12 protein-coding genes are annotated in these 13,138 nt (G+C 58.2%); 8 read left to right on the top strand and 4 right to left on the bottom strand.

Annotation, left to right across the window (positions count from 1 at the left end; genetic code table 11):
- Positions 1 to 158 precede the first annotated feature (158 nt).
- Positions 159 to 371 carry a DUF378 domain-containing protein gene (locus tag ACFSKT_RS04645; RefSeq protein WP_377718888.1) on the top strand — a complete coding sequence of 71 codons (213 nt, stop codon included), beginning with the start codon at positions 159 to 161 and terminating at the stop codon, positions 369 to 371.
- A 72-nt stretch (positions 372 to 443) separates the two neighbouring features.
- Here the strand turns inward: ACFSKT_RS04645 and ACFSKT_RS04640 are convergent, their stop codons facing one another.
- The 3 genes from ACFSKT_RS04640 to ACFSKT_RS04630 form a co-directional block, all read right to left on the bottom strand.
- Entirely contained in the window at positions 444 to 623 is a 180-nt protein-coding gene (locus tag ACFSKT_RS04640) for an asparagine synthase (protein WP_148927805.1), read from the bottom strand.
- Between the two features lie 77 nt (positions 624 to 700).
- Positions 701 to 1,534, bottom strand: a complete 834-nt coding sequence (locus ACFSKT_RS04635) for a cytochrome c oxidase assembly protein (RefSeq protein ID WP_377718887.1) — start codon at positions 1,532 to 1,534, stop codon at positions 701 to 703.
- Positions 1,531 to 2,016, bottom strand: coding sequence for a DUF2243 domain-containing protein (locus ACFSKT_RS04630; RefSeq protein WP_377718886.1), 486 nt, complete (start codon positions 2,014 to 2,016; stop codon positions 1,531 to 1,533). Before ACFSKT_RS04630 ends, ACFSKT_RS04635 begins: the two co-directional genes overlap by 4 nt.
- 275 nt (positions 2,017 to 2,291) lie before the next feature.
- On the opposite strand from ACFSKT_RS04630, the gene ACFSKT_RS04625 reads away from it, so the two are divergent.
- Positions 2,292 to 2,696: a hypothetical protein gene (locus tag ACFSKT_RS04625; protein WP_377718885.1), complete on the top strand. Its 405-nt coding sequence runs from the start codon at positions 2,292 to 2,294 to the stop codon at positions 2,694 to 2,696.
- A 94-nt stretch (positions 2,697 to 2,790) separates the two neighbouring features.
- Here ACFSKT_RS04625 and ACFSKT_RS04620 read toward each other — a convergent pair whose 3' ends face one another.
- Positions 2,791 to 3,729: an ArsR/SmtB family transcription factor gene (locus ACFSKT_RS04620; protein ID WP_377718884.1), complete on the bottom strand. Its 939-nt coding sequence runs from the start codon at positions 3,727 to 3,729 to the stop codon at positions 2,791 to 2,793.
- A gap of 158 nt (positions 3,730 to 3,887) precedes the next feature.
- On the opposite strand from ACFSKT_RS04620, the gene ACFSKT_RS04615 reads away from it, so the two are divergent.
- The 6 genes from ACFSKT_RS04615 (at position 3,888) to ACFSKT_RS04590 (ending at position 13,137) form a co-directional block, all read left to right on the top strand.
- Positions 3,888 to 5,648, top strand: coding sequence for a glycoside hydrolase family 2 protein (locus tag ACFSKT_RS04615; protein ID WP_377718883.1), 1,761 nt, complete (start codon positions 3,888 to 3,890; stop codon positions 5,646 to 5,648).
- A 1,068-nt stretch (positions 5,649 to 6,716) separates the two neighbouring features.
- Positions 6,717 to 8,057 carry an ABC transporter substrate-binding protein gene (locus ACFSKT_RS04610; RefSeq protein WP_377718882.1) on the top strand — a complete coding sequence of 447 codons (1,341 nt, stop codon included), beginning with the start codon at positions 6,717 to 6,719 and terminating at the stop codon, positions 8,055 to 8,057.
- Positions 8,058 to 8,205: 148 nt separating this feature from the next.
- Positions 8,206 to 9,108 (top strand): carbohydrate ABC transporter permease, encoded by a 903-nt coding sequence (locus ACFSKT_RS04605; protein ID WP_377718881.1) that lies wholly within the window; start codon positions 8,206 to 8,208, stop codon positions 9,106 to 9,108.
- Complete coding sequence (locus ACFSKT_RS04600; RefSeq protein ID WP_377718880.1) at positions 9,105 to 9,929, top strand: carbohydrate ABC transporter permease; 825 nt, start codon at positions 9,105 to 9,107, stop codon at positions 9,927 to 9,929. The genes ACFSKT_RS04605 and ACFSKT_RS04600 overlap by 4 nt, the downstream gene beginning before the upstream one ends.
- Before the next feature lie 132 nt (positions 9,930 to 10,061).
- Entirely contained in the window at positions 10,062 to 11,798 is a 1,737-nt protein-coding gene (locus ACFSKT_RS04595) for a family 43 glycosylhydrolase (RefSeq protein ID WP_377718879.1), read from the top strand.
- 19 nt (positions 11,799 to 11,817) lie between these two features.
- The gene (locus ACFSKT_RS04590) at positions 11,818 to 13,137 is read left to right on the top strand and encodes an ABC transporter substrate-binding protein (protein WP_377718878.1); all 1,320 of its coding nucleotides are present in this window, start codon (positions 11,818 to 11,820) and stop codon (positions 13,135 to 13,137) included.
- The last annotated feature ends 1 nt before the right edge of the window (position 13,138 follow it).

Below are 13,138 nucleotides of genomic sequence, written 5' to 3'. Positions count from 1 at the left end.
AACGAACAGCCTTGCCTTGGGCCAAATCCCGAAGCGAGGCTGTTCGGCGTCCGCGCAATTTCGTTTCGGATCCGGACATGCGAGGTATAAATGAGGGGCAGGGATCGAATATTAGGAACGTCTGGTGAATATATGACTGAGCCGAAAGGATGGGAACTATGGGAAAAATCGCATTGACGCTTGTCATTATCGGCGCCATCAACTGGCTGTTGGTCGGCTTGTTCGAGTGGGATTTGGTATCCGCCTTGTTAGGCGGGGATTCTCACCGCGAATCGTCGATGATCAGCCGCATCGTGTACAGTCTTGTCGGTCTTTGCGGGTTGTACAGCCTGAAGTATTTGTTTATGGACGAGCATCGTGCCAGAACGTAGATCCGGCTCTCGGATCCGAATAGAGGATGAAATAACAAAACAGCCCAGACATTTGTCCGGGCTGTTTTGCTTTTAAATAATTTGATCCTGATCCTGCTTGCGGTGCTCCACCAAATCGATCGCGCCGAGCACGATATGCGCCGCGCCGAAGCCCATGATCGCGGTCGCGACTTGACGGTTCTTCCCAAGCAGCGCTGCTCCGGTTGCGGTAACCGCCGTGCCTAGTACAGCAGGAATAAGTCCTTCTCTCATCTTGAGCAGCTCCTCTCGGATATAAAGGGATTCGGAATCGGAATTACGTTGCTTATTATCGGACCATCCGGGGATAATCATGCAGACGGCAAGCTGGATTGTTTTAACCTGCGAGGCGCACGATAATGCAGATAACAAAGGCTGAGAATGAGCGTGATTTCTACCGCATCGCCCCCGTAATACATCATGCGAGCCGCGTATTCGGCTTGGATCGCGGGCACGCCAGCAGGTGGGGAGGCGAATAACGTCTTCGACAAGATGCCGTGACCTGCCATCGAGATGATGAGCCAGATGACGCGGCTGCGGAATCCCCAATCATGCATCCAGCGATCAAATCGTAATACGCTAGCCGTGAAGAGATAACCCGCCGCCGCGAAGTGAACATGTACCACGACATACAAGGCTGGGGACTCCTGCATCGTCGCATATATCGGGGTTCGATACAGCGCCCACATACTGCCGATATTCACAAAGGCGCCGACGGCCGGATGAACGACAATTCGCAGGACGGGTTGCTTGAGCAGGCGGATGAATGACCTCGCTGCGGGCGCGGGCAGCGCACGCATCAGCAGCGTCATTGGGGCCGCAAAGACCAGAATCAGCGGAACAAACATGCCGAGCAGGAGATGGACGACCATGTGGTTGGCGATCGCATGGCTTCCTGGCAATACGAGAGGCGACACGCATGCGCTTGCGGCGAGCGTCATCCCCGTGTGCCAGTATAACGAACGGCTTGCAGGCCAAGATTTCGCGTACCGACGATTGACTTTTACTACCGATGCAGCATAACCCAAGGATAGAAGGGCGAACACGATGGCCAATACGAAGGATGCTACCGCCCAAGGATCCGAGAATGTGCTTGGATGATGATGTATCCATGCCCAGGCACCCCATGTCGGCAGAATCGTCATCGTCTCGCTCCGTCCGCTTCGTGTGTCGCTCCTGAAGCGCGGCGGATCATCGCGATACCCGCCAGTAGGATACAGGCAGCGAGCGCATTCCAGATGATATCGTAAACCGCGACATTGGCTACGTACCGGATCTGATGCAATCGCATCAGTTTATGCTGGATTAGACCGTCATACAGCTGGAAGACGCCGGCTCCCATCCAAGAAGCTCCCAGCCAGCGCGGCTTGTTCCAGGCGCCGCCGCGTCTTAGTTCGGCAAGCTGGAAGAGCGAGATGATCGTCGCGAACCAGCTGAACGCGTGGAAGAGACCGTCGGACACGAGGCCGATGTTGGTAGTCGCCTTGTCGTAGAAGTGATGCCAATGCAGGAGCTGGTGAAAGACGGTTTCATCGATGAAAGCGACGAAGCCGAGTCCGAACAGCCAGCCGGACAACAAATTTCGGTCTAGGCGCCGCGAAGATGGCGCTGAAGCTTGTGTGGGCATCCGTCGGAATTCCTCCTCGTTCGAAAGTTAACGCTTCTTTCTTTGTTTCCTCCCGGCGCAGGCATTATTCACCACCATCTATTTTCCTCGACAAATTCGATGCGAACCGAAGGCGGAAAGCTGGTCGTTCCCAGGCATGGCAGACTTTAATCGCGGTGGTAATTTGCTAATATTGGTCCTTTATTTAGCGTAAATGAAATAGTACCATAGGACTATAAACATTGCGCAACCAGCCGCCGATTGAACCACTCACTACACGAAATAGGGGAATAACGATGAGAGGACAGCAACTTACGAGAAGCCAAGCCGCGATAATTGACGACCTCCAAATGAAACAGCTGGTCTGCCGCATCCAGCTGTACTATGCCGATCACGAGCGGCCGACGGTGAAACGAAGCCGGGATCTGGTGCTGAGCCGGTTATGCCGCACGCTTGACTATACGTTGACCGATAATGTGGACGATCTGCGACGCGGGATCGCCGAAGTGACGAAGGCGGTGCCGATGCACACCAAGCTGTCGGAATTCAAACGGGAAATCGAGCATGCGCTCGCGGGTTATCCCGGTCTGGCTTCGTTCGATTGGCTCTTGTGCGAGACGTATGGCAGGCAATTTTGGTTTTTGGAGCAGGGCGGTATGGGCACGATTATCAATCGCTATCAGCTCATTGACGCGAGCTAACGTCATATCATCGGGTGCAACACGAAGAGGCAGACCATTGTCGAAGACGATGGCCTGCCTCTTTTTTTAACCAATAGGGTAATGCGCCGCGCCGTTAAAAGACAGTCGTTTCGCCTTGTCGTTCTCGCTCCTCGTAATGGACGTGAACCACGATATCCTGCGCATAATTGCCGAACCCGCGTCCGAACAAGCTGACCCCGCCGCAATGGCGCGCCGTCTCGGGCGAAGCGATCCGGAACCGAAAATCCTCTCCGTGCCGAAGTCCGAGATCGTTGATCGTCACGTTCGACAGCTTCATGCCGTCGAGGAACGTGCCGCTTTCATGAATGGTCAAGCTTTTGAGCAAGCCGTGCTGCGTGCCGAGCGTCCACCAGGAGGGCGTCAGGACCGCCCGCTTGTCGCCGAAGTCGCCGGGACAGGTCCAGACGCACGTCTCGACGTCGTTCACGGAGAAGCTGATATCCGAAGGCCAGTTCTCGTTGTAATAGGGCGCTTCCGAGCATAGCTCCAGCGTGAATTCCAGCTGCCGGGCGGTCTGCGCGGCATGAAGATAATTGGGAATGCGATATTCGACGTAACCGCTGCCGAACCAGATGTGCGCGGCGTTCATCCGCTCGGGGTCGGAGAAATAGCGGGGGTCGTCGACGTAGCCGATAATTTTGGACTCGGAGGCCAAGCCGCACGTCGGCTTAACGGCATAATCCGAGTATTGCCCGATCGGGATTTCGACGGCATATTTGCGCTCCTCCTCCTTCGGTTTGGCGCCTCTCAAATGAAGGGTGAGCGAATCGATCGCGAGCGAGCAGATCTTGGGACTTCCGCGCGTGCCCGCCAAGTTCTGCGTGGCGATCAGCCCGGCTTCCTCCATCTTCTGAATATGCTTGGTGACGATCGCGGAGGAGACGCCGAGCGTATCGGCGAGATCCTTGATGCTGCGCGGCCGTTCGTCGAGCAACTCGATCATGCGCACGCGCGTCTCCGAAGAGAAGCATTCCAGGATCGCCATATATTTGGTTTGAACTTGGATATGCATAACCATCCTCGCTTTCTGATTCCTATATCATATAATCTGTGAGTTAATAAAACAACTTATTGGTTGACGGTAAAAGCGAATATCGGTACAATGGCACCATGATAGCACTTATTGGTTCATATAACAACTCACAAGTTAACTAATGGAGGGACAAACCGATGACAAGCATGCCTAGAGCCGAATATCCGCGTCCGCAGTTTCAACGTGACGCATGGGTGAATCTGAACGGGACGTGGGAGTTCGAATTCGATGATAACCGAATTGGCGAACAAGCGGGCTGGCACAACCGCCAGACGCCGTTCGCCAAGACGATTCAAGTGCCGTTTAGCTTTGAGAGCCCGTTGAGCGGCATCGGCGATCCCGGTTTCCACGACGTGGTCTGGTATCGCAGGAAGCTGGAGATTCCCGCGCACTTTGCCGGCAAACGGATCGTGCTTCATTTTGGCGCGGTCGATTACGCAGCGCAAGTGTGGGTGAACGGGAGGCAGGTTGCCAGCCACGAGGGCGGACATACGCCGTTCCAGGCGGATATTACGGACGCGCTACAAGCGAATGGCGACAACATGCTCGTCGTCCGGGCCGAGGATTATGGCACGGATGTATACTTGCCGCGCGGCAAGCAGTTCTGGGAGGAGAAGTCGCGGGCGATTTGGTATACGCGTACGACGGGCATTTGGCAGACGGTATGGATGGAAGCGGTAGCGCCCGCGCATCTGCGCAAGGTGAAATTCACGCCGAATATCGACGCGAACGAGATCGGCATCCGCGCCTTCGTGGCAGGTACCGGGGCAGGGACGGGAGATATTCGGCTGCAGGTTCGCATTTCCTTCCAAGGCCAAGCGGTGGCGAGCGACGAATTCGCCGTCCGCGCCGGCGAGGAAGCGCGCACGATCCGGCTGGCCGGTCTGAACGACCATGGCATGGACCGCTTATGGTGGCCGGAACGGCCGAACCTGTATGACGTGGAATTCGTGCTGCTCGTGGACGGCAGCGAAGCGGACCGGGTGACGAGCTATTTCGGGATGCGGAAGATTTCGTTGGAGAACGGCAAATTCAACCTCAATAACCGGCCGTACTTCATGAAGCTGGTGCTGGATCAGGGATACTTCCCGGAGGGAAATCTGACGCCGCCGAGCGACGACGCGATCCGGCAGGACGTCGAGCTGACGAAGGCGATGGGCTTCAACGGCGCGCGCAAGCATCAGAAAATCGAGGACCCGCGCTACCTCTACTGGTGTGATAAGCTCGGCCTGCTCGTGTGGGGCGAGATGGCGAACGCCTACGATTATTCCGAGGAATACGCACGCCGGTTCACCAAGGAATGGCAGGAGGCGATCGAGCGCGACTACAACCATCCGTGCATCGCGGTCTGGGTGCCGCTGAACGAAAGCTGGGGCGTGCCGAACATCCAGATCGACGTTCGTCAGCAGCAGCATGCGCTCGCCATGTACCATCTGACCAAATCGCTCGATCCGACCCGGCTGGTCGTCTCCAATGACGGCTGGGAGATGGTCGCGACCGATCTGTACAACATCCACGACTATGAATGGCGCCGCGAGGTGCTGGAGGCGCGTTACGGCAGCGTCGAGCAGGCGGTCTCCGCCATGCCGGCGAACAGACGCCTTAGCGTCGGCGGCTTCGCGTATGACGGTCAACCGATTCTGATCACCGAATTCGGCGGCATCGCCTACAAGAAGAGCGACTGGGAAGGCTGGGGTTATTCGGGCGCGTCATCCGACGAAGATTTCGAACTGCGTCTTCGCAATGTGATCCAACCGCTGATACGCTCCGGCGTCGTACAGGGCTACTGCTATACGCAGCTCACCGACGTCGAACAGGAAATTAACGGCCTGCTCACCTACGACCGCAAACCGAAGATCGCCCTTGATCTGATCAAGGCGATCAACGAAGGCAACTAGCCGAGCCCACCAAGGCCGCTGCTCCCGATACAGGGACGGCGGCCTTTTTGTTGTTTTGACCGAAAGACAAAAGTAAAGCGTGTCCGCACAAGCGGACGAAAGCGAAGGTCAGCACGGAGTCCAATCAAGCGCAAGGTCCCCCGGATTCCACCCCAAGGCAAACCGTCACAAACGAAGCGCGAACAAGAGCCTGTCCAAAGGACAAGCGAGCCCCCTCGACAGGACACATCGAAGACGACCGCATAGCAAGTGCGATCATTAGTCTAGTCGAAAAGCGTGTCCGCACAAGCGGACGAAAGCGAAGGTCAGCACATAGCTCATTCAAGCGCAATGTCCCCCAGGATACCACCCCAAGGCAAACCGTAACGAACGAAGCGCGAACAAGAGCCTGTCCAAAGGACAAGCGAGCCCCCCTCGACAGGACACATCGAAGACGGCCGCGTCACGAGTCACGCTAATTAGCAGAGTCCAGAGGTGAACGTTTTTCGGAGAAAAACGACTTCGGAAGCATAGGCTATAACCTTCTGATTCCCCTCGGCGGAGGGCAATGCTGTCAGGTTAAGGAAAAGCGTAGGGAGAAGCCAGCGACGGCCAGCAGTTAACAGGATGCAACACGCTTATGTCTGAGAAGGGCTTAAAACCCACTGAAGCTTTGTCCGTTAGGACAAACGCGTGCCACACTCAAGCCTTCCCGCCGACCACGAACAAACATGCCAGCACGAAAACGGGAGTCCTAAGCGTTTTCTAAGGAAAACGCACATCGGAAGCATACGCTTGGGCAAAGCCCTTTGGAGCCTCCTCGGCGGAGGAGGTGGGAGGAGGGAGCAACAAAAGTGGGGTCAACGGGGCGAAGCCCTCTTAACCTGACAGCATTGCGGCGGAGGGGAAGGTGGAGGCGAAATACTGGATTTAAAAGGGCATTTTGCATGGACAGTCCGCCGGGAGCCGGGCTCCCAAAAAAATGTCCACCCCTCCCAAAAAAGCGGCATGTGATCGCTTTCACCGTGCGGCTAGAATGAGGATCAGAAGGACGAAGAAATCCTATCTGACGACCATGGGGGTTACGACATGACAAGAACAGTGAAGATGCTCAGCGTAATGATGCTCGCTTCGAGCCTGGTGCTGGCGGCCGGCTGCAGCGGCAATAATGGCGGGAACGAAGGCGGCGCGAACAACGGTGCGGCCAATGGCGGAGAGAACGCCGGCACGAACGCCGGCACGAACGCGGCGGAAGGCAGCGGCGAGAGCGAGGTCGCGGAGAAGGCGGATATTCTGTTCTGGACGCCGTTCTCCGGCGCGGACGGCGAATTCATGAAGAAGATCGTCGAGAAGTACAATTCCGCCCAAGATACGTACAAAGTGAAGCTGGTCATCCAGCCGAACGGCGAATATTACAAGCAGCTCGACGTCGCGCTGAGCGCGGGCAAGGAGCGTCCGGACCTGGCCATCATGCACGTGGACCAAATCCCGACCTATCAGAACAAAGGCCAGCTTCAGCCCATGGACGATCTCGCAGGCGCGGCAGGCATCAACAAAGCCGACTACGTCGAAGCGCCGGTCAACTACGAGACGATCGAAGGCAAGTGGTACGGCATCCCGCTCGACATCCATCCGCTCGTCATGTACTACAACAAAGACCTGTTCGAGAAGGCGGGCATCACGGCGCCGCCGACGAATCGGGCGGAGTTCGACGCCGCGGTCGAGAAATTAACGGACAAGGACAAGAAAATCTACGGCTACGTGGTTCCGACGCTTTGGCCGCAGCAATTCATCTTCCCGTCGCTCGTCTGGCAGAACGGCGGCGAGCTGTGGAACGGTACGGACGTCGCGTACAATTCGCCGGAAGCGGTCGAGATGGTACAGTGGATGCGCGGCTTGGTCGACAAAGGCGTCTCCCCGGCGAACGTGCAGCAGGACGGCGAGAATACGCTCTTCCTGCAGGGCAAGAACGCGATCCAATTCAACGGTCCTTGGATGAAAGGGCAATTCGACGAAGCGGGCATCAACTACGGCGTCGCGCCGGTGCCGCAGATCGGCAAAGCGAAGCAAGCGGTCTATGGCGGCTCCCATAACTTCGTCGTGCCGAAGGACGTGACGGACGCGGCGGTGATCAAAGGCATTGGCGACTTCCTGAAATACGTGTCCACGAACTCGATGGACTGGGCGGCTTCCGGCCAGGCGCTGGCTTCGAAGCCGATGCTCGAGAGCGCGGAATTCCAAGCGCTCGAGATGCAAAGCAACGTCGCCAAGTCGTTCGATTACGTCCAATTCGCGCCGAACGTGCTTAACTGGGCGACGATCTCCGATCCGATCTGGGGCGAGCTGAGCAGCGCGCTGCTGGGCAAGAAAGACGCGCAGAAGGCGATGGACGACGCGGTCGCCAAGTCCCGTCAAGCGATGAAGAAGTAACCTCTGCCGCGAGCGGTACCAGCCGGCAGCATGCAGGACGGGAGGACGGGGAAGGCGCTTGTCGCCTCCTCGTTCTCTTGCATCCAGGCCAGCCGCCGCGCTGAAGGCTGACCGCCGCACGACCATTAACCCAAAGGAGGGGACGCGCTTGACGAAGAGCTCGCTGCAATCCCGATTCACCTCATCGCTGTTTATTCTGCCGTACCTGCTCAGCTTTTGCGCCTTTCTGCTGATTCCGATTTTGTACGGTCTCTATATTTCGTTCCATAACTTCGAGCTGCTGTCGGATTCGCATGAATTCGTCGGACTCGACAACTACGTTCAAATTTTCACGCCGGGGACGTATTTGTTCGAGCAGTTCACCGTCGGCTTGTGGAACACGCTTCAGTTCGTGCTCTACTCGGTGCCGCTGCTCGTCATCCTCGGCCTTGCGCTCGCCATGCTGCTGAACGCGATTCCGGGCCGCATCCGCGGACTGTTCCGCACGTTCTACTTCATGCCGTATGCGATCTCCGGCTCGGTCATGGCCGTCATCTGGCTCATGATGTTCGACACGAACGCCGGCTTCCTGAACGGCCTGCTCGCGAAGCTTCGCGTCGATCCGGTCGCGTGGCTGACCGACCTGCCATGGGTGTGGGTGTCGCTCGTGCTGACGACGCTGTGGTGGACGATCGGCTTCAACATGATTATTTTCATCAACGCGCTCAACGAAGTGCCCGAGGATTATTATGAAGCGGCTTCGATCGACGGCGCGAACGCGTGGCGCAAATTCGTCAACATCACGCTGCCTTCCATCCGACCGGTCATGCTGTTCATCATTATCACCTCGACGATCGCATCGTTCAACGTCTACGCCCAGCCGTTCCTGCTGACGCGCGGCGGCCCGGGCGACAGCACGCGGGTGCTGCTAATGAACGTGCTCGACGAGGCGTTCAAAGGCAAGCAGGTCGGCTCGGCCTCGGCGATGGCGATTCTGATGGCGCTCATCATCATTATTATTTCGGCGGTGCAGTACAAGATCGCTTACGGGAGAAAGGAGGAGTCCGCATGAGAAAAACGCTGCTGATCACGCTTGCGGTTATCCTCGCGGTCTTGTTCCTGCTGCCGCTGATCTGGATGGTGTCGACGTCGTTCAAGAACGACTTCGAGGCGCTGGCCGGACAGATGAATCTCATTCCGGTCAAACCGACGCTCGAGAATTATATCGAAGGGTTAAAAGGCGAGCTGATGAACGTGCCGATCACGCGCTGGATTACCAATTCCTTGTTCGTCGGCGCGGCGGGCACGGCCATCGTGCTGCTGTTCTCGTCGATGGCGGCATTCGCGCTCGCAAGGCTGCAGGATTTGCCGCTGCGGAAGCTCATGTTCCCGATGTTCGTCGGGTCCATGATGATCCCGGGCGTGCTGACGTTCCTGCCGATGTACATGGAGTTCAACGCGCTCGGCTTGATCAACACGTATGCCGCGCTTATTCTGCCGTATTCCTCGGGCGCGTTCGGCGTCTTCCTGCTGTACCAGTTCTTCGCTTCGTTCCCGAAGGAGATCGAGGAGGCGGCGCGCATCGACGGCGCGAACAAGTGGCAAATTTACGCGAGGATTCTGCTGCCGGCCTCGGTGTCGATCATGGTAACGCTGGCGATTTTCACCTTCATGGGCATCTACAACGATTTCGTCTGGCCGCTCTATGCCACCACGTCGCCGGAGATGCGCACCATTACGGCCGGCATCGCGATGATGGCGCAGGGCAGCTATACGCAGGCTTACGGCAAGCTGATGGCGATGACGGTCATCGCGACGCTGCCGGTGCTGATCGTCTTCATCATCGGACAACGTTCGTTCGTGAAGGCGATCACGCAGGCGGGCGTGAAATAAAACCGACATGCGGCGTGGAACGGAGACCTCTCGAGGTCTCTTTTCGAACTTATGCGCGCCGAAGTCTACGCACGGTACTGCCATTAGAATGCGGCAGCCGTGTTACACCTTGCAGGTATCGGGAGGAAGGCCATGATGAAAGCAACGACAACACGATGGCTCATCGGCGCAGCCGCGCTGATCGTCATCGCGATGGGGTGGGGAGGCTGGATGATGAATACGGGGAAGGATCGGGAATCGTCCGATTGGGTCTATAACGGGCACGGCGGGACGTTCAAGAATACGCTGGCGGAGATCGATACGCCGGATCCGAGCGTCGTCTACAAGGACGGCTACTATTATATGACGTTCACGCATAACGGCGCGGACGTCATGGTGATGAAATCCCGGACGATCGACTTCAAGGACGCGGAGCGGAAGACGGTCTGGTACCCGGATGTCGGGACGAATTACTCGGCGGAGCTGTGGGCGCCGGAAATTCAATTTATCCAGGGCAAATGGTACATCTATTTTGCGGCCGACGACGGCCGCAACGAGAATCATCGGATGTTCGCGCTCGAAGCGGAAACGGACGATCCCATGGGCAGCTACTCGTTCAAAGGGCAAATCACGGACGATACGGATAAGTGGGCGATCGACGGCTTGGCGGCGGAAATCGACGGGAAGCTGTATTTCGTCTGGTCGGGCTGGGAAGGCGACGTGAACGTGCAGCAGAATACGTACATCGCGCCCATGAGCGATCCGCTCACGATCAGCGGTCCGCGCGTGCTGCTGTCAGAGCCGGATTTGGACTGGGAGAAGGCGGGCGGTCCCCCTTACATTAATGAAGGGCAATCGATTCTGCATCATGACGGGAACGTGCATATCGTGTATTCGGGCGCGGGCAGCTGGACGCCTCATTATGCGCTGGGCATGCTGTCGCTTACGAAAGGGGCAGATCCGCTCGATCCGGCCAGCTGGACGAAGCGCGAGCAGCCGATTCTGAGTATGGACGAGGAGGCGGGTGTATTCGGTCCGGGCCACAACTCGTTCACGACGTCGCCGGACGGCGCGGAGCAGTGGATCGTCTATCATGCGACCAGCGGTCCGGGCGACGGGTGGAGCAACCGCAAGGCGCGCGCGCAGAAGCTGGTCTGGGACGAAGCGGGGAACCTTGCGCTCGGCAAGCCGCTCGGCCTGGACGAGGCGATCGCGGTTCCTTCGGGCACCGGCGTATTCCGAGCAGACCCGCAAGGGGCCGCCGAAGCATCGTTCGATCTGATCCCGGCCCGGGTGAAAACGACCGCCCCGCTGATGATTCATTATCGGAACACAACCGGCGACGCGCTGCAGGGCACCGTAAGCGCGAACGACGGCGAGTCGATCGCCATCGAGCTTCAGCCTGCCGACGCTGCTGGCTATGCGTATGCGGACGTGCCGCTCCAAGCGGGCATGAACAGCATCCGCGTAACGGCAAGCGGCACGGGAGCCGTCATCGAAGCGATCGAGCTGCCGCGGTACGAAGCGGAATTCGCCGAGATCGGCAGCCAGGGCGAACCGGACGAGAATGTGTACGCTTCCGGCGGCGGCCTCGTGAAGCTTACGCCAGGCGAAGGCGAAGGTGTGCGGTTCCCGAACGTCATCGTCCCGAAGACCGGCGAATACGAGCTTCGCATTGCCGCGTCCAACCCCTCCGGCGGTCCGGCGAAGCTGACCGTACGCAAGGAGGATGGCGAAGCGGCTACGCTGGAATTTGCTGCCGGCGACCGCAATGCATTCGCGACACAATCCGTCACATTGCGATTGAAGGCGGGCGTGAACGCCCTTATACTGGAGGATGCGACCGCAGAGCTGCGGATCGATTATCTCGATCGAACGACAATGAAGTAGTGTATAGGAGGCGCTGGTCATGAAAGGCTTGTCCATCTTGGCATTTACCAGACTAAGTTTGATCACATCTATGGCGGCAAGCCTGCTATTGACCGGGTGCAGCCAGAACGGTGCGGAGGCGGAGGATGCGGGGAAGGCGGCGGCATCGCCAGCGGTCCAGCTGGAGTATTGGACGCCGTTCAGCGGAGGCGACAACGTCTTCATGACCGAGCTGGTGGACCAGTTCAACGAGGAGCACGAAGGGATCCACGTCGTGCAGATGAATTCGCGGCTGGATGACTATTATTCCCGGCTGCGCACCGCGGTCTTGTCCGGCAACGCGCCGGACGTCGCCGTCATCCACGCGACCTCGCTCCCGCAGTTCGTGCAGAACGGCTACATCGAGGATTTGTCCGCGCCTGCCGAGGAGGCGGGGCTGGACTTCGGCGTCTTTAACCCTTCCGTGCTGAAGGCGACGCAGTTCCAAGGGCGCGTATTCGCGGTCCCGCTGGATACGCACGTGCTGGTCATGTATTACAACAAGACGTTTCTCGCCCAGGCGGGCGTGTTGAGCGGAGATGGCAAGCCGGTCATCGGTACCGGCGAAGCGGGTTTCACGGCGTTCTTGACGCGTATCCGGCAGGCCGTGCCGGCCGACGTCGCGCCGCTCGCTCAGCCCAGCACGCGGATCGATTCCGTCTGGCTGTGGTGGAGCCTGTACAATCAGATTCAAGGCGGGGGCACATTCTACAACGCGAAGGGCACGCATGCCGCGATCGACAATCCGGCCGCGCTGAAAGCGCTTAAATATATCCATGGCTTATATGAAAGCCATCTCATTCCGCCGGACATCCCCGATGCGTTCAAGCTGTTCCACGAGGGGAAGGCCGCGGTGCTGATCACCGGCGTCTGGGCGACGGGGGCGCTGGAGAAGGCGGACGGTCTGAATTTCGGCGTCGTTCCGCTGCCGACGCTGTACGATAAGCCGGCCGCATGGGCGGATTCCCATACGCTGACGATTCCGACGCGGCACGAGCTGCCGCCGGAGAAGCGGCAGGCCGCGATGACGTTCATGAAGTGGGTCGCCGAGCACGGGGCCAAATGGTCGGAAGCCGGCCATGTGCCGAGCGTAAGCAGCATCGTGCAGACGGAAGCATTCCGTGCGCTCAATTATCGCAGCGACTATGCGGCTGCCGCCAATTCGGTCGTCTTTTGGCCCAAGCATACGAAGCAGTGGAGCTTCATCGAGACGATCATCCGGCAATTCGAGCGGATGAACTACGGCGAGCAGTCGCCGGAAGAGACGCTCCGGGCCGCTTCCGCTCAGATTAATCTCGAGCTGGCGAAGCAGGGCAGGTGAT

Origin of the sequence: Paenibacillus xanthanilyticus (assembly GCF_042682185.1) — a bacterium.
Classification (GTDB): domain Bacteria; phylum Bacillota; class Bacilli; order Paenibacillales; family Paenibacillaceae; genus Paenibacillus_Z; species Paenibacillus_Z xanthanilyticus.
This window is presented reverse-complemented; position numbering and strand designations above follow the sequence as displayed.